The organism is Streptomyces sp. NPDC048516, from assembly GCF_043199875.1.
Classification (GTDB): Bacteria; Actinomycetota; Actinomycetes; order Streptomycetales; family Streptomycetaceae; genus Streptomyces.
Genome location: NZ_JBICWS010000001.1, coordinates 538867 through 564124 on the forward strand (window position 1 = coordinate 538867; position 25258 = coordinate 564124).

22 protein-coding genes are annotated in these 25258 nt (G+C 72.0%); 15 read left to right on the plus strand and 7 right to left on the minus strand.

What is annotated here, in order from left to right; all coding sequences use genetic code 11:
• From ACGFR7_RS02470 to ACGFR7_RS02490, 5 genes are all read left to right on the plus strand, one after another.
• Positions 1–2091: an acetate--CoA ligase family protein gene (locus ACGFR7_RS02470; RefSeq protein ID WP_393312080.1), complete on the plus strand. Its 2091-nt coding sequence runs from the start codon at positions 1–3 to the stop codon at positions 2089–2091.
• A gap of 42 nt (positions 2092–2133) precedes the next feature.
• Positions 2134–3306: an acyl-CoA dehydrogenase family protein gene (locus ACGFR7_RS02475; RefSeq protein ID WP_393312082.1), complete on the plus strand. Its 1173-nt coding sequence runs from the start codon at positions 2134–2136 to the stop codon at positions 3304–3306.
• 65 nt (positions 3307–3371) lie between these two features.
• On the plus strand, positions 3372–4544 hold the full coding sequence (locus tag ACGFR7_RS02480; protein WP_393312084.1) for an acyl-CoA dehydrogenase family protein: 1173 nt from the start codon (positions 3372–3374) through the stop codon (positions 4542–4544).
• Positions 4545–4627: 83 nt separating this feature from the next.
• On the plus strand, positions 4628–5485 hold the full coding sequence (locus tag ACGFR7_RS02485; protein ID WP_393312086.1) for a 3-hydroxybutyryl-CoA dehydrogenase: 858 nt from the start codon (positions 4628–4630) through the stop codon (positions 5483–5485).
• A 104-nt stretch (positions 5486–5589) separates the two neighbouring features.
• On the plus strand, positions 5590–6201 hold the full coding sequence (locus ACGFR7_RS02490; RefSeq protein ID WP_393312088.1) for a TetR/AcrR family transcriptional regulator: 612 nt from the start codon (positions 5590–5592) through the stop codon (positions 6199–6201).
• Between the two features lie 26 nt (positions 6202–6227).
• Here ACGFR7_RS02490 and ACGFR7_RS02495 read toward each other — a convergent pair whose 3' ends face one another.
• Complete coding sequence (locus ACGFR7_RS02495) at positions 6228–7229, minus strand: D-cysteine desulfhydrase family protein (protein ID WP_393312090.1); 1002 nt, start codon at positions 7227–7229, stop codon at positions 6228–6230.
• A gap of 71 nt (positions 7230–7300) precedes the next feature.
• Positions 7301–8116 (minus strand): FadR/GntR family transcriptional regulator, encoded by an 816-nt coding sequence (locus ACGFR7_RS02500; protein ID WP_393312092.1) that lies wholly within the window; start codon positions 8114–8116, stop codon positions 7301–7303.
• Positions 8117–8267: 151 nt separating this feature from the next.
• On the opposite strand from ACGFR7_RS02500, the gene ACGFR7_RS02505 reads away from it, so the two are divergent.
• The 3 genes from ACGFR7_RS02505 to ACGFR7_RS02515 all read left to right on the plus strand — a co-directional run bounded on the left by ACGFR7_RS02505 (position 8268) and on the right by ACGFR7_RS02515 (position 10957).
• Positions 8268–9167: a carbon-nitrogen hydrolase family protein gene (locus tag ACGFR7_RS02505; protein ID WP_393312094.1), complete on the plus strand. Its 900-nt coding sequence runs from the start codon at positions 8268–8270 to the stop codon at positions 9165–9167.
• Positions 9168–9217: 50 nt separating this feature from the next.
• Positions 9218–10576, plus strand: coding sequence for an APC family permease (locus ACGFR7_RS02510; protein ID WP_393312096.1), 1359 nt, complete (start codon positions 9218–9220; stop codon positions 10574–10576).
• A gap of 207 nt (positions 10577–10783) precedes the next feature.
• Positions 10784–10957, plus strand: coding sequence for a hypothetical protein (locus tag ACGFR7_RS02515; RefSeq protein ID WP_393312098.1), 174 nt, complete (start codon positions 10784–10786; stop codon positions 10955–10957).
• A 221-nt stretch (positions 10958–11178) separates the two neighbouring features.
• Here ACGFR7_RS02515 and ACGFR7_RS02520 read toward each other — a convergent pair whose 3' ends face one another.
• Positions 11179–11571, minus strand: a complete 393-nt coding sequence (locus tag ACGFR7_RS02520; RefSeq protein ID WP_393312100.1) for a PPOX class F420-dependent oxidoreductase — start codon at positions 11569–11571, stop codon at positions 11179–11181.
• A 216-nt stretch (positions 11572–11787) separates the two neighbouring features.
• Between ACGFR7_RS02520 and ACGFR7_RS02525 the strand changes: the two genes are divergently transcribed.
• The 3 genes from ACGFR7_RS02525 to ACGFR7_RS02535 all read left to right on the plus strand — a co-directional run bounded on the left by ACGFR7_RS02525 (position 11788) and on the right by ACGFR7_RS02535 (position 16721).
• The gene (locus tag ACGFR7_RS02525) at positions 11788–12339 is read left to right on the plus strand and encodes a MarR family winged helix-turn-helix transcriptional regulator (protein WP_393312102.1); all 552 of its coding nucleotides are present in this window, start codon (positions 11788–11790) and stop codon (positions 12337–12339) included.
• Positions 12336–14960, plus strand: coding sequence for an MFS transporter (locus tag ACGFR7_RS02530; RefSeq protein ID WP_393312104.1), 2625 nt, complete (start codon positions 12336–12338; stop codon positions 14958–14960). The genes ACGFR7_RS02525 and ACGFR7_RS02530 overlap by 4 nt, the downstream gene beginning before the upstream one ends.
• Positions 14961–15260: 300 nt before the next feature.
• Complete coding sequence (locus ACGFR7_RS02535; RefSeq protein ID WP_393312106.1) at positions 15261–16721, plus strand: SDR family NAD(P)-dependent oxidoreductase; 1461 nt, start codon at positions 15261–15263, stop codon at positions 16719–16721.
• On the opposite strand, the gene ACGFR7_RS02540 is transcribed toward ACGFR7_RS02535, so the two are convergent.
• Positions 16700–17701 (minus strand): LysR family transcriptional regulator, encoded by a 1002-nt coding sequence (locus tag ACGFR7_RS02540; protein ID WP_393312108.1) that lies wholly within the window; start codon positions 17699–17701, stop codon positions 16700–16702. The genes ACGFR7_RS02535 and ACGFR7_RS02540 overlap by 22 nt on opposite strands.
• A gap of 116 nt (positions 17702–17817) precedes the next feature.
• Here ACGFR7_RS02540 and ACGFR7_RS02545 point away from each other — a divergent pair, with 116 nt between their 5' ends.
• On the plus strand, positions 17818–18444 hold the full coding sequence (locus tag ACGFR7_RS02545; protein ID WP_393312110.1) for a maleylpyruvate isomerase family mycothiol-dependent enzyme: 627 nt from the start codon (positions 17818–17820) through the stop codon (positions 18442–18444).
• Between the two features lie 94 nt (positions 18445–18538).
• Here the strand turns inward: ACGFR7_RS02545 and ACGFR7_RS02550 are convergent, their stop codons facing one another.
• A complete protein-coding gene (locus ACGFR7_RS02550; protein ID WP_393312112.1) occupies positions 18539–20560 on the minus strand; it encodes a M3 family metallopeptidase in 2022 nt (673 codons plus the stop codon).
• Positions 20561–20767: 207 nt separating this feature from the next.
• Between ACGFR7_RS02550 and ACGFR7_RS02555 the strand changes: the two genes are divergently transcribed.
• Positions 20768–21205: a CBS domain-containing protein gene (locus ACGFR7_RS02555; RefSeq protein WP_393312113.1), complete on the plus strand. Its 438-nt coding sequence runs from the start codon at positions 20768–20770 to the stop codon at positions 21203–21205.
• 318 nt (positions 21206–21523) lie between these two features.
• On the opposite strand, the gene ACGFR7_RS02560 is transcribed toward ACGFR7_RS02555, so the two are convergent.
• The gene (locus tag ACGFR7_RS02560) at positions 21524–22252 is read right to left on the minus strand and encodes a transglycosylase family protein (protein WP_393312115.1); all 729 of its coding nucleotides are present in this window, start codon (positions 22250–22252) and stop codon (positions 21524–21526) included.
• 888 nt (positions 22253–23140) lie between these two features.
• On the opposite strand from ACGFR7_RS02560, the gene ACGFR7_RS02565 reads away from it, so the two are divergent.
• Positions 23141–23434, plus strand: a complete 294-nt coding sequence (locus ACGFR7_RS02565) for a hypothetical protein (RefSeq protein WP_393312117.1) — start codon at positions 23141–23143, stop codon at positions 23432–23434.
• A gap of 72 nt (positions 23435–23506) precedes the next feature.
• On the opposite strand, the gene ACGFR7_RS02570 is transcribed toward ACGFR7_RS02565, so the two are convergent.
• Positions 23507–23986, minus strand: coding sequence for an EF-hand domain-containing protein (locus ACGFR7_RS02570; RefSeq protein ID WP_393312119.1), 480 nt, complete (start codon positions 23984–23986; stop codon positions 23507–23509).
• Positions 23987–24383: 397 nt separating this feature from the next.
• Between ACGFR7_RS02570 and ACGFR7_RS02575 the strand changes: the two genes are divergently transcribed.
• Complete coding sequence (locus ACGFR7_RS02575) at positions 24384–25118, plus strand: L,D-transpeptidase family protein (RefSeq protein WP_393312121.1); 735 nt, start codon at positions 24384–24386, stop codon at positions 25116–25118.
• Positions 25119–25258 lie beyond the last annotated feature (140 nt).

Below are 25258 nucleotides of genomic sequence, written 5' to 3' on the forward strand. Positions count from 1 at the left end.
ATGGGACGTGATCTGTCGGCCCTGTTCGACCCGAAGTCGGTCGCGGTGGTCGGTGCCAGTGACGACCCGGCGAAGTACGGCCATGCGGTCGCCGCCCAGGCGCTGCGGGCACCCGACCGCCGCCCCGTCCACCTCGTCAACCGCCGCGGCGGCACGGTCCTCGGGCGCACCGCGGCCACCTCGCTCGCCGGGATCGGCGAACCCGTCGATCTCGTGGTGATCTCCGTGCCGGGCCCCGGTTTCGAGGCCGCCGTCGACGACGCGCTCGCCTGCGGTGCCCGCGCCCTCGTCGGCATCACCGCCGGCTTCGCCGAGACCGGCGCCGTCGGGCTGGCCCGCCAGCAGGCGATCGCCGACCGGGTACGCGCCGCCGGCGCCGTCCTCGTCGGCCCCAACTGCCTCGGCATCGCCGACAACACCACCGAGCTCTACCTCGCCTCGGACCGTTTCGCGCCCGGCGGGACCGCCCTGCTGAGCCAGAGCGGCAACCTCGCCCTCGAACTCCAACTCCGCTGCGCCCCGCACGGCTTGGGATTCTCCCGCTTCGTCTCGCTGGGCAACCAGGCCGATGTCACCCTCGTCGACCTGATCGAGGACGCCGCCCGGCACGACGCCACCCGGGCCATCGCCGTCTACGCGGAAGACTTCGGCGACGGCCGGGCCTTCGCCGAGGCGGCCGCCGCCGCGGGCAAACCGGTGGTCCTGCTCACCGCAGGCCGGGGCGCCGCCTCCGCACGCAGCGCGCAGTCCCACACCGGTGCCCTGACCACCTCCGCCGATGTCGTGGCCGCCGCCTGCCGGGACGCGGGCGTCGAACTGGTCGCCACCCCCCATGAGATGACGGTCGTCCTCGCCGCGCTGCACGGGGGGCGGCGTGCCACCGGACCCCGCACCGCGGTCTGCACCGACGGCGGCGGCCACGGCGCCATCGCCGCCGACGCCACCGAAACCGCCGGGCTGGCCGTCCCCGAATTCGGATCCGCCGCACAGCAACGGCTCAGGACACTGCTGTGGGAACAATCCGCGGTGGGCAACCCCGTCGACCTGGCCGGGATGGGGGAGCAGAACCCGCACTCCTACGGCGACACCGTCGCCGCCCTGCTCGCCCTGGACGAGGTCGACTCCGTCCTGCTGACCGGGTACTTCGGCGGCTACTCGGCAGCGACCGGCGGCCTGGGCGGCCCGGCGGCCGAGAGCGGCACAGCGGGCGGCGGCAGCGCGCTCGCGGCGGGCGAGCTGGAGACCGCACAGCAGATGGCCGTCCATGCGACGAGCGCCGCCAAGCCTTTGGTGGTGCAGTCGATGTTCCCGGACGCCCCCAGTTGCCGGACGCTGGTCGAGGCGGGCATACCGGTGTTCGCCGCCACCGAGGACGCGGCCCGCGCGCTGGCGGCCATGACCCCGGCCCCCGAGGCCGCCGGCCCGCCCGGCGTCCGCCCGCTGCCCCCGGCCGCACCGCCGCTGGACGACCCCGGCTACCACGGCGTACGCGCCCTGCTGAGCGCCGCCGGAGTGCCCTTCCCCGAGGCCCGTGAGATCACCGACGAAGCCCAACTGCTGGCTGCCGCGGACGCGTTCGAGGGGCCCTACGTCCTCAAGGCCCTTCACCTCCTGCACAAGTCCGACGCCGGCGGTGTCGCCCTGGGCCTGCCGGACCGGTCCGCACTCGTCACCGCCTTCCGGGAGATGCACGCCAGGCTCGGCGCCGCCTCCTACTCCGTCGAGGCGATGGCCGACCTGACCGGCGGCGTCGAGCTGATCGTGGGGGTGCACCGCGACCCCCGGTTCGGCCCGGTCGCCATGGTCGGCCTGGGCGGGGTGCTCACCGAGGCACTGCACGATGTCGCCTTCGCCCTGGCGCCCGTCCCTGCGGACCGCGCCGCACCACTGCTGACCGGGCTGCGGACCGCCGCGCTCCTCCAGGGGGTCCGCGGCCGGCCCGCGGTCGACCTGGCAGCCGCGGCAGCCGTGATCGAGCGCGTCACCACGCTCGCCGCCGCCCACCCCGAGATCGCGGAGATCGAGGTCAATCCGCTGCTCGTCCGCCCGGACGGCGCCCTCGCCCTCGATGCCCGCGCCGTACTGGCCTGACGCCCGCCCCGCCCCGTCCCCGCCCGCCGTCCCGGAGGAACCATGGACTTCCGCTACACCGCCCGACAGGCCGATCTCAAGGCCCGTGCCGCCGCCTACACCGAGCTGCTGTTCCCGTACGAGCAGCAGGCCGAGGAGGCCGGGGGACCGCTGCCCGCCGAAACCGTCCGCGAGCTGACCCGGGCCGCGATCGACGCCGGCGTCTATGCCATCAACATGCCCGAGAAGTGGGGCGGCCCGGGACTCTCGCTGCTCGACCAGGTCATCGTCGAGGAGGAATTCGGCAAGGTCACCAACTGCCTGTGGGACGTCCCCTGGCGGCCGGCCAACGTGCTGGCGTACGGCACCGAGGCCCAGCGGGAGAAGTACCTCCTCCCCGTCATCCGGGGCGAGCGCTTCGACGCCTTCGCGGTGACCGAACCCGGCGCGGGCTCGGACCCCTCCTCGGGCACCAGCACCGCCACCCGTAGCGAGGGCGGCTGGCTGCTCAACGGCGAGAAGTGGTTCGTGACCTGCGGCGACATCGCGGACTTCCTGCTGGTGCAGGCGGACGCCGGCCCGGAGCGGGCGGCCACCCTCTTCTTCGTCGACAAGCAGGCGCCGGGCGTACGGATGACCCGGGTGCCGCGCTTCATGCACTCCGCGGTCAACGGGCACCCCGAATTCACCTTCACCGATGTCTTCGTCCCCGACGACGACGTGCTCGGCGGCGTCGGCAACGGCTACGAACTCACCAAGGAGTGGTTCACCGACGAACGGCTGATGATCGCGGCCCGTACGACGGGCGCCGCCGAGCGGGCCCTGCAACTGGCCCGCGACTGGGCGGTGGAGCGCAAGCAGTTCGGGTCCCCGATCGCCGATTTCCAGTTGGTGCAGGGGATGCTGGCGGACTGCGCGGTCGATATCGCGGTCAACCGGGCCTACACCCACCAGGTCGCCTGGGAGGCCGACCAGCCGGGCGCCGACCCCAAGACGCTGCACGCCAAGGCCTCGACGGCCAAGCTCGCGGCGAGTGAGGCGGCGGGCCGGGTCATCGACCGCTGTGTGCAGATCTTCGGCGGCCGTGGCTACGACCGTTCCTACCCGGTGGAGCGCCTGTACCGGGAGCTGCGGGTGGACCGGATCTGGGAGGGCACCTCCGAGATCCAGCGCCTGATCATCGCCAACGAGCTCATCAAGCGCGGCACCCGCGCCCTCGACCTTCCCCTGCCCTGACCGCCGCCCGCCGCCCGCCGCCCGCCACCCGCACCCCCGGCCCCCTCACGACTTCGAGGACTGACATGGACTTCCGTCTCACCACCCGCCAGGCGGACCTCAAGCGCACCGCGCGCGAGCTCACCGACACCCTCACCGCGTATGAAACCGACTGCGAGGAGAACAACGGTCTGACGGCGCAGGACCACGCCGCCATCCGCGATGCCGTCCTCGCCTCCGGTCTGCAGGCCGTCAACATGCCCCGGGAGTGGGGCGGCGCCGGGCTGACCATCCTGGAACAGGCCATTGTCCAGGAGGAGTTGGGGCAGCTCACCGGCGCCTTGTGGGACACCGTCTGGCGCCCCGCCAACGCCCTGCGTTTCTGCACCCCCGCACAGCGTGAGCGCTACCTCGAACCGGTCATCCGCGGCGAGCGCCGCGACTGCTACGCGGTGACCGAGCCCGGGGCCGGCTCCGACCCGCAGAACCTGGCGACCACCGCGACGCGGACCGCCGACGGCTGGACGCTGAACGGCGAGAAGTGGTTCGTGACCGTCGGCGACCACGCCGACTTCATGATCGTCCTTGCCGCGGCGGGCCCGGACCGGGAACCGACGCTCTTCCTCGTCGACAAGGACACCCCCGGCATCGAGATGACCCGGGTGCCGCGCTTCATGCACACCTTCGTCTACGAGCACCCCGAGTTCACCTTCAGCGAGGTGCACGTCCCCGAGGACGCCGTGCTCGGGGGCGTGGGCAAGGGCTATGACATCACCCGGTCCTGGTTCACCGAGGAACGGCTGATGATCGCGGCCCGTACGACGGGGGCCGCCGAACGGGCGCTGCGGCTGGCCAGGGACTGGGCGGTGGAGCGCAAGCAGTTCGGGTCGCCGATCGCCGATTTCCAGTTGGTGCAGGGGATGCTGGCGGACTGCGCGGTCGATATCGCGGTCAACCGTGCCTACGCGCACCAGGCCGCCTGGGAGGTGGACGAGGGCACCGTCGACCGCAAGACCCTGCACGCCAAGGCGGCGATCGCCAAGCTCGCGGCGAGTGAGGCGGCGGGCCGGGTCATCGACCGCTGTGTGCAGATCTTCGGCGGCCGTGGCTACGACCGCTCGTACCCGGTGGAGCGCCTGTACCGGGAGCTGCGGGTGGACCGGATCTGGGAGGGCACCTCCGAGATCCAGCGCCTGATCATCGCCGGCGAACTGGTCAAGCGCGGCACGGGCGTCCTGCAGCTGCCCACCGCTTCCTGATCCGGTCGGGTACCCCGCCCGGCGCCGTGCACCCGCCGGGCGGGCCCCGCGAGACCTGCCCCAACACCCGCCGAGGAGGAGCGATGTCCGAGAGCGCAGTAGAAAGAATCGGGGTCGTGGGCTGCGGCCTGATGGGCTCCGGCATCGCCGAGGTGTGCGCCCGCGCGGGCCGGGAGGTGCGAGTCGTCGAGACCGGCCCGTCCGCCGCGGAGGCCGGGCTCCGCCGGATCACCGGCTCCCTGGAACGTGCCACGGCGGCCGGCAAACTCTCCGCCCGGGACCGGGACTCCGCGCTCGCCCGGATCACGGTCACCACCGACTTCGCCGCGCTGGCAGACCGCGATCTGGTCGTCGAAGCCGTCGCCGAGGACGAGACCGCGAAGCCGGCCGTCTTCACCCGGCTCGACGAGGTGGTCCGGCGCCCGGACGCGATCCTGGCCACCAACACCTCGTCCCTTCCGGTCATCCGCCTGGCCGCCGCCACCGCGCGCCCCCAGCAGGTCATCGGCCTGCACTTCTTCAACCCCGTCCCGGTGCTGCCGCTCGTCGAGCTGGTGCCCTCCCTGCTGACCGGCGACGACACCACCCGCAGGACCCACACCTTCGCCGCCGACGTCCTGGGCAAGGACGTCGTGCGCGCCGCGGACCGCGCCGGGTTCATCGTCAACGCCCTGCTCGTCCCCTACCTGCTGGACGCGGTACGGATGGTCGAGTCCGGCGCCGCCTCGGCGGACGACGTCGACCGCGGCATGCGGCTGGGCTGCGCCCACCCGCTGGGCCCGCTCGCCCTGATCGGCCTGGACACCACACGGTCGATCGCCGAGTCGCTGTACGAGGAGTTCCGCGAACCGCGCTACGCGCCCCCGCCGCTGCTGGCCCGGATGGTCGACGCGGGCCTCCTCGGCCGCAAGTCGGGCCGCGGCTTCCACCACTACCGATGAGCACACCCTGCGAAGGCCAGCCGAAAGCGGTGATGCGGGAAGATGGACGGGACGGGCCGGCCGGGCCCGCCGAGGACACCGACACCGATCCGGGGAGCACTCACGTGGCCAAGGCTGAACGCACTCTCGAAACGCGGGAACGGATCCTGTCCGCCGCGTGCGAAGTGATCGCCGAGGTCGGCTTCGAGAAGATCCGTATGCGGATGGTCGCGGAACACGCCGGGGTGTCCACCGCCCTGCTCCACTACCACTTCGAGAACCGCGAGCGGCTTTTCGCCGAGGCGATGACCCACTCCTTCGCACAGACCGGCACCGAACTCGACCGGGACGCCGACACGGTGCCCGCCTCGGTGGTCCTGGCCCGCATTCTGCACACCATGCTGCCCACGGACCCCGAGCTGCGGCAGGACTGGCGGCTGTGGCAGGAACTGTGGGTGCGGGCCCTGCGCGACGAGACCGCCCAGCAGCTGGCCGTCGACCTGTACGACCAGCTGCACTCGTGGATCGGCCAGGCCATCCGGCGGGGCATCGCGTCGGGCGAATTCACCGACTGCGACGTGGACGCGACCAGCACGCTGCTGCTCGCCCTGAGCGACGGTTTCGGTATCCGGCTGATGCTGGGCGACCCCAGGATCGACCTCCCCGCCGCTCAGGCGGCCATCTGGCGGGCGGTCGCGGGGACGCTCGGCGTGCCCGGCGCCTTTCCCGCAATCTGACCTTCACCTCGGGCAGCCCGCCGCGGTCACCCGTGGACGGGAAGGACCGTGAGCGCTTCCTGGCACCGGGTGACGGCATCGCCGTGGCCGAACAGACCGGGCAGTCCGCCGGAGTGCAGCAGGACGGTGCGCCGCCCGGGCGCCACACTTCCGTCCCGCACCGCCGCCCGCAGTCCGGCCAGCGCCCGCCCGGTGTAGACCGGGTCGAGCGCGATGCCCTCCGTACGGCCCGCCAGCGTCAGGGCGTCCATCGACTCCTCGGTCAACGTGCTGTACCCGGCGCCGACTTGGTCCCGCCGCAGACGCAGGTTCTCCGGCGCGTGGACGGTGCCGGACAGCGCGGTGGCCAGGCCGGTGACGGTGCCCGCCGGGTCGCGCACCGCGCCGCAGTCGACGCCCAGCACCTTGCCGGGACCGAGGGTGTCCACCAGTCCGGCCATCGTGCCCCCGGACCCCAGGGCGACGACGACGGTGTCCAGGTCGGGTGCCTGGGCCAGGAGTTCGCGCCCGCACTCGGCATAGCCGTACGCGCCCAGCGGACTGGATCCGCCCAGCGGAATCAGCGCCGGGACGGCTCCCCGCTCCCGGAGCCGCTGCGCCACCTCCTCCGCCGCGGCCGCGAGCCTGCTGCCGCCCACCTCCCCGGCCCAGACGACGGTGGCCCCGAAGAGGCCGTCGAGGACGAGGTTCCCGGAGGCCGAGGAGCCGGCCGCACCGGCCAGCACCAGGACCACATCGAGCCCGAGCCGCGCACCGGCGGCCGCGGTCAGCCGGGCGTGGTTGCTCTGGGCGGCGCCGGTCGTCACCAGGGTCGTGGCGCCCTCGGCGAGCGCCGCACCGCAGATCCACTCCAGTTTGCGGACCTTGTTCCCGCCGCCACCGAGACCGGTGAGGTCGTCGCGCTTGATCCAGAGGTCGTCCGTCCCGAGGCCGAGCGCGCGGGCCAGCCGCGGCGCCGGCTCCAGCGGGGTCGGCCAGGTCGCGAGCGCTGCCCGCCGGGGGGTGCCGTGGTCCGAACTCATCGTCATGCCCTTCCGTCTGTCCTGCGGTGCCGGTACGCCGGCCAGGTTGCCATGCCGTACCCGGCGTCGGACCCCGCTCAGCCGGCGGACGCCCCGCCGGCCTTCGTCCCGCCGGCCTCCGCCCCGGCGTCGTCCATCAGGCCTACGAACATCGTCCGGTGCAACTGGCCGACATGCTGCCGGGCGACCTCGGCGGCGCCCACCGGGTCACCGCGCCGCAGGGCGTCGAGCAGGGCGCGGTGTTCGCAGTTGGACCGCCGGAGGATGTCCAGCGGATACGGCAGGTAGTAGCGGTAGAGGTCCCGCAGCACCGCGCCGTACGGTGCGGCGGCGAAGGCGATGCCGGTGGCCTCCGCCACCGCCAGGTGGAAGCGCTCGTCGTGGCCGCGGAACTCGGTCCAGCCGCCGGCCTCGTCCATCGCGCCGACCAGCCGGTCGAGAGCATCGAGGGCGGCTTCGTCGGCGTGCAGCGCGGCCAGATGGGCGACCCCGCATTCGAGGACGAGCCGGTGGTCGATCAGCCGGTGGACCTCGGCCGCTGCCGCGCGGTAGGCCCCGGCCTCGGTGACGGTCCCCTTCGCGGGCCGCTCGGCGACCAGGGTGCCGCCGGTCCGGCCGCGCCGGCGCTCCAGCACACCGTCGGCGTGCAGCGAGGCGAGCGCGCGGCGGACGGTGATGTCCCCGACGCCCAGCGCGGCGGCGATCTCGTCGGTCGGCGGAAGGCGCTCACCGGGGGCCAGCAGGCCGAGCTCGACGGCGAGGGCGATACGGGCGCGCACCGTGTCCAGGGCGGAGAGTCGCTGAATGCCGCCCAGCGGCGGGGCATTCAGGCTCCGCACGGCCTCGGGCTCCGCGCCCCCGGGCTCCATGGCGTCGGGAAGGTGTCCGGGCATGGCTCACCCTAACAAATATCTCATGATGAGATCTCTTGAATAAGAGCTCATCTTGCTCTAATTTCATCCGGGTCGCGCCGCCCGCCCGGCGGCCCGTCGTGCGACACCCCCCGAAGCCCCCGTCCGGCCCCTAAGAACGCAGGTGAGGCCCATGTCCCGACCCCTGCCCGTAGCCCTCGTCCAGGCGCCGCCCCGCCCGGCCACGGCACCCTTGTCCGGCTTCGCCGAGGAGGTCGGGGAGCTGATCGCCCGCTTCCCGCAGACCCGGCTCGTGGTGTACCCCGAGCTGCATCTGTGCGGGGTGACCGGCTCCGCCGACGCGTCCGAGGACCAACTACGGGCGGCGGCCGAACCACTGGACGGCCCCCGTGCGCGGCAGCTCGCCGAGCTCGCCGGTGACCTCGGCATCTGGCTGGTACCCGGCAGCGTCTGCGAACGGGGGCCGGCCGGTGAGCTGTTCAACACAGCGCTGGCGTTCTCGCCCGAGGGCCGGCCGGCCGCCTCCTACCGCAAGATCTTCCCGTGGCGGCCGCACGAGCCCTATGTCCCGGGGGACCGCTTCGTCGTCCTCGACCTGCCGGGCACCGGCCGGGTCGGCTTCTCGATCTGCTACGACGCCTGGTTCCCCGAAGTGGCCCGCCACCTCGCCTGGATGGGCGCGGAGGTGATCGTCAACCCCGTCATGACCACCACCGCCGACCGCGCGCAGGAATGGGTGCTCGCCCGCGCCAACGCCATCGTGAACCAGGTGTTCGTGCTCAGCGTCAACACCGCCGGCCCCACCGGCACCGGCCGCAGTCTCGTCGTCGACCCCGAAGGCCGGGTCCGCACCGAGGCGCCCGACCAGGGCCCCGCCGTCCTCACCGATGTGCTGGACCTCGACGACGTCAGCCGGGTACGCGAGTTCGGCACGGCCGGTCTCAACCGCATGTGGGACCAGTTCACCGACAGCGACGCTCCGCTGGAACTCCCGCTCTACGACGGGCGGATCGACCCACGCCGCTGGCGGCCCGCCGGACCCGCCCCATTTCCTCCCGGCACGGGCGGCTGAGCCGCCGACCCGCCCCTCACCGCACCACGGCACATCCCCCGGAGCCACCCATGGACCCCTCCGAGCACACGCTCGCCCGCACCCTCACCCTCAAGTCCGTCGTCCTGTTCGGACTCGCGTACATGACCCCGCTGATCGTCCTGGGGACCTTCGGCGTCGTGGCCGACACCACCGGGGGCGCCGTCCCCACGGCGTACCTCCTCGCCCTGTGCGCCATGCTGTTCACCGCGCACAGCTACGGGAAGATGGCGGCCGCCCACCCGGTCGCAGGCTCGGCGTACACCTACGTCAGGGAAGCCATCGACGGACGCGCCGGCTTCCTCGTCGGCTGGGCGACACTCCTGGACTACTTCTTCCTGCCCATGGTCATCTGGCTCATCGGCGGCGCCTACCTCCAGGCCCAGTTCCCCGGCGTCCCGTTCTGGGTGTGGATCCTCGGCTTCATCGTGCTGACCACGGCGCTGAACGTCCGGGGCATCAAAACCGCGGAGCGCGTCAACGACCTGCTGATGCTCTTCCAGTTCCTGGTGATCGCATTCTTCGTGCTGCTGTCCCTGCGGCACGTGGTCCAGCTCGGCGGTGCGGGCGCGCTCGCCGACGCCACACCCTTCGCCAACCACGCCACCACCCTGGCCGGCATCTCGGCAGGCGCCGCCATCGCGGCCTACTCCTTTCTCGGTTTCGACGCGGTCACCACCCTCACCGAGGAGACCATCGAGCCGAAGCGGACCATGCCCCGCGCCATTCTCCTCGTCGCGCTCATCGGCGGCGGGATCTTCGTCGCGGTGGCCTACGCGACCCAACTCGTCCACCCGGGCAGCGTTTTCGCCGATGCCGACTCCGCGGCCTTCGAGATCGCCCGGGTCATCGGCGGGGACGTCTTCGCGTCCGTCTTCCTCGCCGGGCTGGTCGTCGCGCAGTTCGCCTCCGGCGTCTCCGCCCAGGCCAGCACCTCCCGGCTGCTGCTCGCCATGGGCCGCGATGCGGTCCTCCCGCGCAAGACGTTCGGGCGGATCCACCCCCGGCTGCGCACCCCCGTCTTCAACATCCTGCTCACCGGCGCAGTCGGCCTCATCGCCCTGCGCATGAACGTGACCACCTCCACGTCCTTCATCAACTTCGGCGCCTTCACCGCCTTCACCTTCGTCAACCTCAGCGTCCTCGCCACCTACCTCCGCCGCCGCCGGGCCGGCGACCGCCCCCGCGTCCTGTCCTATGTGGTGGCCCCGGTGATCGGCGCCGCGGTCGACATCTGGCTACTGGTCCATCTCGACACCAAGGCCCAACTCCTGGGTCTGGCCTGGCTGGTGGTGGGTATCGCCTACCTCGCCTTCCTCACGAAGGGCTTCCGCAGGCCCCCGCCGAAGATGGACCTCACCGAGGATTCGCGTACCGCAGCGATCACCTGAAGCGGTCCCGCGGGGTGCGCCGGAGCGCTGCCGCCGGATGGTGTCTGATCATCTCGGGATGAGGACGAGCAGCGGCGCAGCGATGCCCGCGGGCCGAAGCCGGCGGGGTGCCCGCCGGGGAGTGTGCAGCTCGGCGTCGTCTCCACCGAGCGCCTGCCCGTGCCCCCGGAGCCCGCCGAGATCCGCTAACCGCAGGGCACCGCACCGGTGGTGGTCCGTGCGGCGGCCCGCGCGCTCTCGCTCGCCTGGAAGGTGCTCTGGCTGGTGAGTGACCTGCATCCCGAGGGCAAGGACCTCTACGACGCCCTCCTGCTCGCCGAGTCCACCGAGCTGCCGTCCGCCCTGCTCCGGCACCCCACCCCGCGAGCTGTCCGGTCGTGACGGCTGCGCGCCGGCGGATGCGGCCGCCGTGGTGGCCGCGTTCCGCGGGGCCGTCCGGCGACCGACGGGCGGACAGGGCTGCTCGCCGACCCGGATGCGGTGGTGCGTCGGCTGAGCGGAGGCGGGCCCGGCGCCGCGGACTGAGCGGGGCCCGGCGCCGGGAACCGTAGCCCCCGGCGCTTCGCTGCGATGCCGCGGCCCGGGTATGACCCGTCGGCTCCCTAACCGGTGCCGCTGATGCTCTCCGGCGCGATGACGAAGAGCACCCGCTCCTCGTCGCGGCCGCCGTACCAGGGGTAGGGCGTGCCGAGGTACTTCCGGGCGAGCTGTTCGATGTGCTCGACCGCGCCCTCGGTCGTGGTCTCGACCACCCGGCCGCGCACCTGGAAGTAGCGCGCGGGGTGGTCCGGGTCGCAGACGGCGACCGCCACGCGGGGGTCGCGGCCGATGTTCCGGGTCTTCACATGACTCCGGACGCTGTTGATCAGCACATGGGTGCCATCGGTGTCGACCCAGGTCTGGGTCACCTGCGGGGAGCCGTCGGGCATCGAGGTGGCCAGAAAGCAGGTGCTCGGCCGGCGGAGCAGCGCGAGTAGGTCAGGGGAAAGGTGCACAGCGGTCTCCCGGCCGGTCGAGGGGGCGGCGAACTGTCCGGTCTGCCGGTCCGCCGGACGTACCTTCTCACCCCCACCCCCTCTCCCATGCCGCCCACCTCCTTGCCCACGGCCCGGTATTGGGCGGTGCGAAGCACTCGGTTCCAGCCGCTATGCTTGCTGGATACAAGCAATGTATTCAGCGGATCGACCACTTCACCGCGAAGGATCACGACGATGAGTAAGGGCACGGTCCACGCCTGCGACCGGGCTGCTGTGCAGGTCACCGCCTCGTCGGGGCTGGACGAGGCGGCCGCCGGCCTGGGAACGGAGATCGTCCGCTTCTCGCGGCTGATCGCCGCGTGGAAACAGCGCGCCAAGACCGACGGAGGCGCCGCCGACCGGGTGCTGCTGGCCAGGCTGGTCGTCGGCGGGGACCAGCGGGCGACCGATCTGGCCGCCGACGCGTTCCTCGACCTGTCGACCGTCAGCCGCCAGGTGCGCTCGCTGGTCGAGCGGGGACTGGTGACCCGTCGCCCCGACCCGGAGGACCGCCGCGGGTCCTTGCTGGCGGCGACCGACGCGGGGCGCGCCGCATTCGCGCACTACCGCCGTCAGCGCGATGCCGAACTGGCCGCGCTGCTCGAACCGTGGTCGCCCCAGGACCGGGCCGACCTGATCCGGCTGCTGGGCCGTCTCAACGAAGACATGGCAGGACGACAACACACACGGCCGGGCCCCGGGGGAGACCAGGGCACGGCCGTGGAGCAGGGAGACATACGTACATGAGCACAGCCACCTCCCCGCCCGCCGCGGGAGCCGAGGCGATACCCGAACCCGGGATCCTGAGCCACCGCCAGATCCTCACCATCCTCAGCGGCTTGATGCTGGGGATGTTCCTGGCCGCGCTCGACCAGACCATCGTCAGCACCTCGATCCGGACCATCGCCGACGATCTGCACGGCCTCAGCGAGCAGGCCTGGGCGACCACCGCCTACCTGATCACCTCGACGATCGCCACCCCGCTGTACGGCAAGCTGTCCGACCTGTACGGCCGCAAGCCGTTCTACCTGGCCGCGATCACCATCTTCGTCGCGGGCTCGGTGCTGTGCACGTTCTCCACCTCGATGACCGAACTCGCCGCCTTCCGGGCGGTGCAGGGCCTGGGCGCCGGCGGTCTGATGTCGCTGGCGCTGGCGATCATCGGTGACATCGTCCCGCCCCGGGAACGCGCCCGGTACCAGGGCTACATGCTGGGCACCTTCGCCACCTCCAGCGTGGCCGGCCCGCTGATCGGCGGGGCGCTCGCCGGACAGGACCAGCTGCTGGGCATCACCGGCTGGCGCTGGGTCTTCCTGGTCAACGTGCCGATCGGCATCATCGCGCTGTTCGTGGTCGCGAAGGTGCTCAACATCCCGCACACCCGGCGCGATCACCGCATCGACTGGTGGGGAGCGCTCACCATCTCCGTCGGCGTCGTACCGCTGCTGCTGGTGGCGGAGCAGGGCCGGGAGTGGGGCTGGGACTCGTCCCGGTCGATCGCCTGTTACGCCATCGGGGTCGTCGGCATCATTGCCTGGATCTTCGTCGAGCGGTGGATCGGCGACGATGCGCTGATCCCGATGCGGCTGTTCCGCAACGGCACCTTCAGCAAGACCAGTCTGCTGTCCGTGCTGATCGGTATGGGCATGTTCGGCGGGATGCTGATGATCCCGCAGTACCTCCAGATCGTGAAGGGTGCCAGCCCCACCAAGTCGGGCCTGGAAATGCTGCCGCTGATGGCGGGCATGTTCATCGCCTCCATCGCCTCGGGCCAGATCACCTCGAAGACCGGCCGCTACAAGATCTTCCCGATCATCGGCACCGCGCTGATGGTCGCGGCGATGCTGCTCTTCCACTTCCGGGTCCAGTGGGACACCCCGCTGTGGGAGACCATGGTGTACATGCTGGTCTTCGGCCTGGGCCTGGGCGGCTGTATGCAGACCCTGGTGCTGGCCGTGCAGAACGCGGTGCCGCCGCGGGACATGGGCGTGGCGACCGCCTCGTCCACGTTCTTCCGTCAGATGGGTGCCACGGCGGGTACCGCGATCTTCCTGTCGGTGCTGTTCAGCACGGTCGGCGACAAGATCTCCTCGGCCTTCAGGACCGCCGCGTCCACCGAGCGCTTCCAGGCCGCACTGCACGACCCCGCGGTGCTGCGCGACCCCGCCAACAAGCCCGTGCTGGACATGCTCAAGCACCCCGGCAACGGTAACTCCTCGGGTGTGCTCAGCGATTCGTCGTTCATCCAGCACCTCGATCCGCGGCTGGCCGAGCCGTTCAAGCGCGGCTTCGCCGACTCGATGCACACCGTGTTCCTGATGGGCGCGGTCGTCGTCGCCCTGGCCTTCGTGCTGATGTGGTTCATCAAGGAGATGCCGCTGCGGCAGATCTCCGGTCTGCAGGCACGTGCGCAGGCCGAGGCCGAGGAATCCGCCAAGGGCGCGGGAGGTGCCCTCGACGGCACGGCGAACGGTGCCGAGGATGCGGCCGGCGGCACCGGTGATGCGGACCCGCACGGGCCGTCCGATGACCCGGTCGCCGACGCCGTACCGGTCCTCGCCGCGGCGCCCTCGGGCTCGGTGGACCGCGAAGACGGCACGAGCGGCCCGGTGATCCGGGGAATGGTGCGGGACGGCGACGGCAGGCCGGTGGCGCAGGCCGCGGTCACCCTGATCAGCGTCGGCGGCCGGCAGCTCGGCCGGACGTCGACCGCGGCCGACGGCGGGTACGCCCTGCCCACGACGGGCGCCGGCACCTATGTGCTGATCGGCTCCGCCGGGGCCCGCAGCCCGCAGGCCGTGACCGTGGTGGTGGGCGGCGAGCCCGTCTCGTTCGACCTGACCCTCAGCGGCGCGGCCGGGCTCTCGGGCGAGGTCCGCGAGGAAAAGGGCGACGACCCGGTGCCCGGCGCGCTCGTCGTGGCCACCGACGTACGCGGCGAGGTCGTGGCCTCGGGCGTGGCCGGACAGGACGGCGGCTTCGCGTTCGGTGAGCTGACCCCGGGCAGCTACACCCTGGCCGTCAGCGCCGAGCACCACCGCCCGTCCGCCCTCCAGGTGGAGGTCACCTCGGGCAACCGCAACTGGTACGAGGTGCGGCTCACGCTCGGCGCCCAGGTCCGCGGCACCGTCCGTACGGTGCGCGGCGGCCCGGTGGACGACGCCCGGGTGACCCTGCTGGACCCGGCGGGCAACGTGGTGGCCACCGCCACCAGCGGTCAGGACGGTGAGTACGTCTTCACCGACCTCGACAGCGGTGAGTACACCCTGATCGCCGCCGGCTATCCGCCGGTCGCCGCCCCGCTGCACCTGGGGGCCGACGGGAACAGCGCGTTCGACATCGAGCTGAACCACGACCCGGCGAGCTGACGGGCGTCGGTCGACGTCGGTGAATCGATGCCGGTGAGTCGATGTCGGTGAATCGATGTGAGTGAGGGGCCCGGTGCGGGGAGCGCCGGGCCCCTTGACCGTGACCGGCCCGGAGCGGCGGGGGGCGTTTTACCGGCCGCCGCGTGCCCCGGCGCCGCGCTCACCGGCCGCTGCCGCCCCCCGGTGGGGTCGCTCATCAGTGCGAGCGCCCCCACCGGGTTTGGCGCCGCAGCCTCCCGCTACGTAAAGTTCCGCCGAAGCGTGAATAGAACAAACGATCCCAGGAAAGCGGCAGCGGCGATGACGGTGACCGAAACAGGCCGGGCCGATGGCACGGGTATCGACTCGGAGCGGATGGCGGTCTGCCTGAGCGTGCTGGAGGAGCTCGACGCGCTGCCCGTCGACCACCCGGACGCCGTCGCGATACGGCGCGCCACCGCCGGGATCTACCGCAAGGTCAAGCAGCGCCGCCGGCAGGAACGCCGGGCGGCCAAGACCGCCAACGACCGGGCGGTGACCGCGGCCACGGCCACCGGTGCGCCCGACCGGATCGACGACGAGACCCAGGGACTGGCCCTCGCCAGCTCCGTGACCACCCAGATCGCCGGCGTCCTGCAGCGCCCCAGGTCCTGCTACACCTGCAAGTCGCGCTACGTCGAGGTCGACGCCTTCTACCACCAGCTCTGCCCGCCGTGCGCCAAGGAGAACCGCTCCCGCCGCGACGCCCGCACCGACCTCACCGGCCGGCGCGCCCTGCTCACCGGCGGCCGGGCCAAGATCGGCATGTATATCGCCCTCCGCCTGCTGCGGGACGGCGCCCACACCACCGTCACCACCCGCTTCCCGAGCGACGCCATCCGCCGCTTCAAGGCGATGCCGGACAGTGCGGAGTGGCTGCACCGGCTGAAGATCGTCGGAATCGATCTCCGTGACCCGGCCCAGGTCGTCGCGCTCGCCGACACGGTGAGCGCCGAGGGCCCCCTCGACATTCTGATCAACAACGCCGCCCAGACCGTCCGCCGCTCTTCCGAGGCGTACGGACAGCTGATCGCCGCCGAGTCCGCCCCGCTGCCCGCCGGGGAGCTGCCCGCCTCCGTCGTCCTCGGCCACTTCGGCAGCGGCACGCCCGCCGCCCTCACCGCCGCGTCCGCCACCCCCGGTGCGCTGACCGCCGAAGACCTCACCGCCCTCGCCCTGACCACCGGCTCCGCCACCCCCGCCCGCATCGAGGCGGGCACCGCGATCGACGCCGGCGGCCTCGTACCGGATCTGCATCCGACCAACACCTGGATACAGAAGGTGGACGAGGTCGACCCCATCGAGCTGCTGGAAGTCCAGCTGTGCAATATGACCGCGCCCTTCCTGCTGGTGAGCAAGCTGCGCCCGGCGATGGCGGCGGCCCCCGCACGCCGTAAGTACGTGGTGAACGTCTCGGCGATGGAAGGCCAGTTCAGCCGCGGCTACAAGGGCGCCGGCCATCCGCACACCAATATGGCCAAGGCGGCGCTGAACATGCTCACCCGCACCAGTGCCCGGGAGATGCTGGAGACCGACGGCATCCTCATGACGGCCGTGGACACCGGCTGGATCACCGATGAGCGCCCGCACCCCGACAAGATGCGCCTGGCCGAAGAGGGCTTCCACGCTCCCCTCGACCTGGTCGACGGAGCGGCCCGGGTGTACGACCCGATCGTCCGCGGTGAGTCGGGCGAGGATCTGTTCGGCTGCTTCCTGAAGGACTACGCGCCCGCGGCCTGGTGATCCGCACCGCCGGCCGGCCCGGGCCGGGCGTCCCCGGTCTGCGGTCCGGCCGGTGGCTCCCCGTGGCCTCCCGGTTCGGGAAGGGCGGTACGCAGCCGGCCCAGCAGGGTCCTGGCCGCCGGGCCGGCGGGCCCCTCGGTCCGCCAGGCCAGGGCGACCCGGCCACGCAGCCGCGGCCCGGTGATCTCCATCGTCCGCAGCCCGGCGGCTGACGCCGCGTCCGCCGGCAGCGCCGGGACGACGGCCACGCCGAGGCCGCTGGCCGCCAGCCGCGCCAGCATCTGCAGCACGGACGCCTCGAAGGCGATACGGGGCCGGAATCCGGCCTGTGCACAGGCGCGTTCGAGCACCCCGCGCACACCGGTACCGCGCGGCAGGGCGATCAACGGGCGCTCGCGGAGCGCGGCCAGCGGCACGCTCGTCCGGCCGGGGTGCGCCGCCAGGAGCGGGTCGCCCGGCGCGACGGCGGCGACCAGGGGGGAGTCGACCACGACCTGGCAGGAGATGCCCGCGGGTGGCCGCTCGTCCGCCAGCCCGATCAGGGCGACGTCGAGGGCACCGCCGAGCAGCGCCGCGAGCATCCGCTCCGATGTGTCCTCGGCGAGGGAGATCTCCACCTGCGGATGCGCATCGTGGAAATCGGCCAGCAGCGACGCAAGATCGAAACTGCGGGTGCCGGCGCCGGAGACCAGACCGACCCGGACGCGACCGCGGAGCAGCCCGCTGAACTCGTCCACGGTCTGCCGTATCTCCTCGACGGCGGCGAGCGCCGCCCGCGCATGGGTGAGGACGGCCCGGCCCGCCTCCGTGGTGGTCACCGAACGGCCGGAGCGGTCCAGGAGCGGCTGCCCCAACTCCCTTTCGAGCTGCCGGATCTGGGCGCTCACCCCGGGCTGCGTCAGATGCAGCCGGGCGGCCGCACGGGTGAAGTTCGCCTCCTCCACCACCGTGACGAAGTACTGCAGCTGCCGAAGCTCCATAACTGCCGATTCTAGAGAGGGGAAGAGCTAGCTCTTGGACTAATGGCGAAGCCCACAACATCATGGAGACCGGAGGCAGTTCGGGAGAGGAACCCTCACGGGGGAGGAGCAGCCGGATGAGCATCAAAGCGGCGATCGCGGCCGAACGCCGGGAACTGGCGGACCTGTTGGACGGCCTGACGGCCGAGCAGTGGGCGGCGCCGACACTGTGCGCGGGGTGGCGGGTACGCGAGGTCGCGGCCCATATGTCGATGGGGTTCCGCCACTCATTCGCCAAGACGGCCGCCGAACTCGTCAGAGCGGGCGGCAATCTCCACCGGATGACCGACCGCTGTGCCCGCAGAGACGCGGCCGCCGCCTCAACGGGTGAGCTCGCCGGCTTCCTCCGGGACAATGCTCATCATCCCTGGAAGCCGCCGGTCGGCGGCCTCGCGTCGGCGCTGGGGCACGATGTGGTCCACGGGCTGGACATCACGGTCGCCCTCGGCCTCGGCCGGCGCGTTCCGGAAGACCGGGTGCGCCTCCTGCTGGAGAAGGTCACCGCCAGGTCCGCCAGGTTCTTCGGAGCCGACCTCAGCGGTGTCGAGCTCCGCGCCGACGACCTCGACTGGTCCTTCGGCACCGGTACGCCGCTGTCCGGCGCCGCCCAGGACCTGCTGCTGGTCGCGTTCGGCCGCAAGCTCCCGCCGGGCCGTCTCCACGGGGAGCGGCAGCACCGGTTCGTCGCCTTGGCCGCCGGCTGAGGCCCGGGCGCCGGCCCGGCGGCGGCTCCTGCCCCCACACGGCAACCGCCGGCCCGGCATCACCGGGCCCCGGCGCCCGCCCGGCCTGCCGGGATCAGCCCTCCAGCCCGTGGCGCGCCAGCAGCGGCGCGAGGTCCGGGTCCCGGCCGACGACCGCACGGAACGCGCCGAGCGGGTCGACGCTGCCGCCCTTGCCGAGGAGTTCGCGGCGGAAGATCTCACCGCTCTCGCGGATCGTCTTCCCGTTCTCGCGGAACCAGCGCACGGTATCGGCGTCCAGCACTTCCGCCCAGCGGTAGCCGTAGTAACCGGCCGCGTAGCCGCCGCTGAAGATGTGGGCGAAGTAGCCGGTGCGATAGCGCGGCGGGATCGCGGACACCGAGAGCCCGTAGCGCTCCAGCGCGGCCGCCTCGAACGCCTCGGCCCCGTCGGCGGCCGGTGCCTCACCGGCGGCAAGGGAGTGCCAGGCCCAGTCCAGCACCGCGGCGGCCTGGTGCTCCACCATCCGGAACCCCGCACCGAAGTTCTCCGCCTCGCGCAGCCGGGCCGGCAGTTCGGCCGGCATCGGCTCGCCGGTGACGTGGTGCCGGGCGTAGTGGGACAGGATCTCCGGCCAGTCCGCCCACACCTCGTTGACCTGGGAGGGGAACTCGACGAAGTCACGAGGCACCTGGGTGCCGGACAGCAGCGGGTAGCGCACATCGGAGAACAGCCCGTGCAGCGCATGTCCGAACTCGTGGAACAGCGTGTTGACCTCGCTCCAGGTCAGCAGCACCGGCTCGCCCGCCGGGGGCCTGGCGACATTCAGGTTGTTGACCACGACCGGCTTGTGGCCGAGCAGCCGGGACTGCGGGACGAGGGCGTCCATCCAGGCGCCGCCCCGCTTCGACTCACGGGCGTGGAAATCGCCGATGTACAGCCCGAGCGGGCTGCCGTCGGCGTCGTGGACCTCGTAGATGCGGGCATCCGGGTGGTACGACACCAGGTCGGGGCGCGGGGTGAAGGTGATCCCGTAGACCAGCTCGGCGGCATGGAAGACACCGTCGTGCAGCACGGTCTCCAGCTCCAGATAGGGCCGCAGCACCGACGCGTCGAGCGCGAACCGCTCCCTGCGCACCCGCTCGGAGAAGTACTGCCAGTCCGCCGCGCGGATCGTGGCCACGCCGGCCGCCTCGGCCAGGGCCGCGCCCTCCCGCTCGGCATTGGCGGTGGCGGGGGCGACCAGCCGGCCGAGCAGTTCCTCGACGGCGTCCGTGGTGCCGGCGGTCCGGTCGGCGACCTCCCAGGCGGCATGGCTGGGGTAGCCGAGCAGGGCGGCGCGCTCGGCGCGCAAGGTGGCCAGCGCGACGGCGACCGGGCCGTTGGTGTCGGTACCGCGACCGAGGGACGCGGCCAGCAGCCGCTCGCGCAGGGCAGGGTCGTCCAGCGCGGCGAGCTCGGTCTGCTGGGAGAAGTTCTTCAGGCTGAGCACATACTTGCCCTCGTGCCCCAGTGCCCGGGCGTTCGCGGCGGCGGCCGCGATCTGGTCCGCCGGCAGGCCTGCCAGCTCCTCGGCACGGTCCAGTACGAGCGCGGCGTCCGCGGTGGCCGCCCGGAGGTTCTGCCCGAACTCGGTGCACCGGGCGGCGATCTCGGCATTCAGCGCGCGCAGGCGCTGCTGCTGCTCCGGGGCGAGGCGGGCGCCGGCCCGGACCCGGTCGGTGTGGTGGCGCTCCAGCAGCCGCAACTGCTCGGTGTTCCAGCCGGACTGCTCGCGCCGCGCGAAGAGCGCGTCCAGCCGGGCGAACAGCGCGGAGTCGAGCAGCAGCGCATCGTCATGGGCGGCCAGCCGGGGAGCGATCTCGACCTCTAGCGCCTGGATCTCCTCGTCGGTATCCGTTGCCGCCTTGTTGAAGAACACCCTGCACACCCGGCCCAGCAGCGCGCCGCTGCGCTCCAGCGCCTCCACGGTGTTCTCGAAGGTTGCCGGCTCGGCGCAGGCACCGATGACCGCGATCTCGTCCAGCTGATCGGCTATGCCGCGGGCAAAGGCGGGGAGAAAGTGATCGTTCCGGATCCGCGCGAAAGGCGGCAGGGCGTAGGGCAGATCACTCGGCTCGAAGAAAGGATTCGACATCGTCACAGAGGCTGACACTACGCCCGGGGGTGACACCCGGTCCCGCGGTCGTGCCATGACGACGCTTGCGTGCGCGGGTAGTTGTCACCCCGAACGTGTGGACCGGCCGCGCGGCGGCGGCCGGGGTCCCGTCCCCGGGGAGCGTCGTGGGGCCATCCGTGATGTGATCGAAGCGAGGCAAGCAACACTCCTGAGACAGGAGGAATCATGGCCAGCAAGCTGCGAGCCCGCGACATCATGTCCGGCGGAGCGCGCTGTGTGGGTGCACATGAATCGTTGATGGACGCGGCGAAGATGATGCGGGACCTGAACGTCGGCTGCCTGCCCATCTGCGGTGACAACAACAGGCTCATGGGCATGATCACCGATCGCGACATCGTCGTCACCTGTTGTGCCGAAGGCGTCGAACCGGCGACGGTGCAGGCCGGTTCCATGGGCGGCAAGCTGCACTGGATCGACGCGGATGCGGACGCCTCCGAGGTCCTGCGGACCATGGAGGAGCACCACATCAAGCGCCTCCCGGTGATCGACGTCAAGGGCGGCCACCAACTGGTGGGGATGATCACCGAGGCGAATCTCGCCAAGAACCTCAGCGATGCGGAGATCGCGGAGTTCGCCAACCGCGTGTACGCGACCGCGGGCTGACCGATCTGCCCGCACCACCCGAGGGCCTGCACGTACGGACGAGGGCCAGGCCGGCCCCGTCGTCAGGTCCTGCGGTGGCCTGTCACCGTCACCGTCACGTCCTGCGGTGGCCTGTCACCGTCACCGTCACGTCCCACGATGGCCCGCCATCGTCACCGCCCCCGTCACATCCTACGATGGCCCGCCATCGTCACCGCCACCGTCACATCCCACGATGGCCCGTCCCCCGCGACGAGCCACCGTGGCGTGAAGGAGCGGGGAATTGGCGGAATTCCCCCGGCCGCGGGCCAGGGGAATTCCGGGTATTCCGTTACTCGCTCAGTGGGCGCCGGAGTGTGGTACGGCGAGCCGTGTACCGGGGAAAATCAGGTGCGGATTCGCCCCGATCACCTGCCGGTTCAGCCGGTAGAATTCCCGCCATCCCAGGCCGTGCGCGTACGCGATACCGCTCAGCGTGTCGCCGGAGTTGACGACGACCGAGCCGCCGGTACTCCGGTGGCGTCCGACTTTGTATCGCTTCTCATGGGACTGGGTATGGCGGGACTGCGGTTGGCGGGGCTGGGGATGGGTATGGCGGGCCCGCGCCCGGGCCGACGGGTCTGCCTGTCGCTGCGGTGCGGGGCGCGCCGGGGCGCTCCGCGGAGTGCGGTGTGCGGTACCCGAGTTGAGTCCCAGCGAGGCCGAGCAGGCCGGCCAGGCGCCCCAGCCCTGACGGGCCAGCACCCTCTCGGCCACCCGGATCTGCTGGGACCGGGTCGCCCGCGCCGCCCGTGTCGCGTAGGCGCCGCCGCCGAAGGAGTGCCAGGTGGAGTGGGCGAGCTGCAGCCCTCCGGAGAACCCGTTGCCCGTGTCGATACGCCAGTTGCCTCCGCTCTCGCACCCGGCCAGCCGGTCCCAGGCCCCGCCGGAGCGGGCCTCGGCGGGCTGCCCGGACGCCAGGTTGAGCGCGCCGGCCGCGAGCAGGACCGCTGCTGCCGTGATGCCCCGGACACCATAGCCCCGGAATTCACTCCGGGCAGGCGCTTTTGCTGCCTGCGGAAATTCCATGCCCTTACTCCCGTCGCTCGCCGCGCAGTTGCCTGGCGGTCATTCAGGAATCCAGGCGCGTATGCGGTGTACGCGTTCGAATGGTGCTCGAACCACGATTTCCGTGCGGCGCCATGAATTTGACGGGGAAGAGACAACCACGCCCCGAGTTCGCCTCGGCAGAGCGCGCGGTAGCGCCGCCGCGGCCCGGCCTGCACCCTTGCCGCCGGGGCGCGGCCGTGCTTGGGCCGTGCGCACCTGTTCAGACGGGCAGGGGCGCATCCGTCTGACCGCGGGCGCAGCACACCCCCGCGGTCGGTGATCACCTGCCCGGCCCGGGGGGTGTCCGCCGAGCGCAACCGGCGCACTCGATGCACGCGCCGCGCAGGTCCGCATGCACCGCGCACGGGCCCTTGGCGGTGCAACGGCCCGTTCTGCCTTGGTGCAACGGCGCATTGCAGACGGGTACGGCGACGTGAATCGCCCCTGCCGCGGGTCCGGTCCACACGTCGTACCCGCGGCAAGGAGGGTGGCCATGGCGATGAAGCCAGAAATGATGGAACGATCCTGCCGCAGAGTGGGCTGTTTCCATGACGCCCGGTGCGGTGGATTGCGGCACTGACCTGCAGTTATGTGCGGCAGTGGGCCTGCAGGGCTCATGTGGATCTTTGGATTCCTGCAGATTGCTGAACAACCCTGCAAGCGGATCCGGACGACCCGTCGGCCCTCATCCGGTGCGAGGCCCAGCTCCTCGTCGGGTATCGGGGCAGCCCGATCGTCGGGACCGACCACCGGCCTGCGCAGGGGCCGGTTCCGGGTGATCGTGCACCGGACTGCGGCGGCCTCCGCCTCGACCTCGCCGCCTACCCGTGCCGGCTGTTCGAGCTGCTGCGCGGCGACGACCACACCTTGCTGCTGTACGCGGACGACGAGGACCAGCCGACGTCGTACGACGCGTTGGCGGAGGCGGCACGGAGCAGGGCGCACGGACAGCTGACCGTCCGGGTGACCGTCGCCCCGGGGCTCCGGACGGACGGCCTGCTGCTGTCCGTCGTCCAGGACAGCCGTGACGAATTCCGGCAGATGTACGGCGCACGGCGGCGAAGCCTTTCTCATCCGGCCCGACGGCTACGTGGGGCTGCGCCCCGCCCGGGCGAGCGGCCTGAGCTGTTGGCGCAGCTCGCGCTGGCCTTCCGTACATGAGTGGCGGCCGGTCGCGAGTGGCGGCCGGCCGCGCCTGCCGGGCGGCGCCGGTCACGGGCGGCCGCCGCTCGCTCAGGGCGCCTGCCACGCGGCGACCAGCACCCGCCCGTCGCCGTCATCGTCCAGCGCAGTGAAGGCCGCCTTGGCCTGGGCGGCCGAGTACCCGGCCGCTCGGTGCACGGCCGTGAAGTCCGCCAGGCTGACCACGCCGTCCCCGTCGGCATCGGCCAGGGCGACGGTCGCGGCGACCGACGGCCCCACGACCTTGCCGAGCATCCCCGACGTGCCGGCCCGGGCGAACGCCGCGACGAACTGCTCCCGGTCCAGGCGCCCCGTACCGTCCACGTTCGCCAGGGCGGCGAGCTCGTCGAAGGTGTTGCGCATCCCCGCCCGGAGGGCTTGCGCCTTGGCGGAATCCGCCGGTTCGCCCACCGCTTCCGCCAGCACGCGTGCCCGCTCGGTGAAGTCCTGCGCGGTCAGGTAGCCGTCGCCATCGGTGTCGTACGTGGAGAAGCGGTGCTCGTACTCGGCACGCAGGGCATCGGAGATCATGCGTCATCCCTTCCGGAGGTGGGCTCCCGGCGGAGCCCGGAGAGGCGGCCGGCCGCGCGCGGGGGTGCCGCGCCCACCCGCCGACATGAGCACATTAAGTGACCGGATGAGGGCGAGGAGTGAGGGCGGAGGGTGTGTTCGGCCGCCGGCCCCCTTGGAGGTAGGAGGGAGACAAGGTCAAGGTCGCGATCTTCTACTTCGACGATGACGGGTTCAGCTACGCCCGCCAGGAGGCCGTAGTGGTGCTGTGAGCACGGCCGTCGCCCCGGTGGACCGGGCCGGACGGCCGTCCGGCTGCCGGGGCGAGCTCGCGCCGCCTGGTCATGCCACGATCTATCAGATATTTCGGGTCGGTTACGCCTGCAACCGACCGGTCGGGCAAACGGTCCTACGGGGCATGAAAAGACAACTGAACCTGCGGCGGATACGAAGGTCCGGCACCGGACGCCGGGCGGGCGCGACGCTCGCCCTGACGGCGCTGGCCCTCCCGCTGACGGTGGCCTTCGGCTCCACGGCCCAGGCCGCCACCGCGTCGTCCTGTACCGCGAGCCGTGGCCCCTATCAGAAGCAGGCCGAGAAGTTCCTCGGGCTCACCGTGGACGGCCGGCAGTCGGCGGCCGACTGCCGGGCGATCCGTGCCTTCCAGACCAGCCACGGCATCTCGCCGAACATCGGCTACGCCGGTCCGGTCACCTGGGGCGTGATGAGCCTCGTGGCGCAGCAGAAGGCGGCCGGGAGCAATCCGAACAAGGCCCATAAGTGCCCCACGAACAAGGGCCGGATCGCCTGCGTCGACCTCACCCGCCAGCTCAGCTGGGTCCAGGACGGATCGCGGCTGGTGTTCGGGCCGGTGCCGGTCCGCAGCGGACGCGACGGGTACGAGACCCGCACCGGCGCCAAGAAGATCTACTGGCGCAACCTGCACCACGTATCGACGATCTACCACGTGGCCATGCCGTACAGCCAGTTCTTCGACGGCGGTCAGGCGTTCCACTCCATCAGCGGCAGCGTCTGGTCGGCCCCCGGCTCGCACGGCTGCGTCAACATGCGCAGCAACGACGCCAAGAAGTACTGGTCACTGCTCAAGAACGGTGACGACGTCTACGTCTACGGCCGTAAGTCCGGTACCTGAGCCCTGAGCGGGCGGACCGGGCTCGGCTGCGGAGGGGAGGGAGCGCCCGCCGGCGAAACGCCACCGGGCGCCGCGTCGTCCGGGCGCGCTGCCGTCCGCAGGCCGCGTCGTCCGTATACCGGACCGGCGCCGTTCAGCCG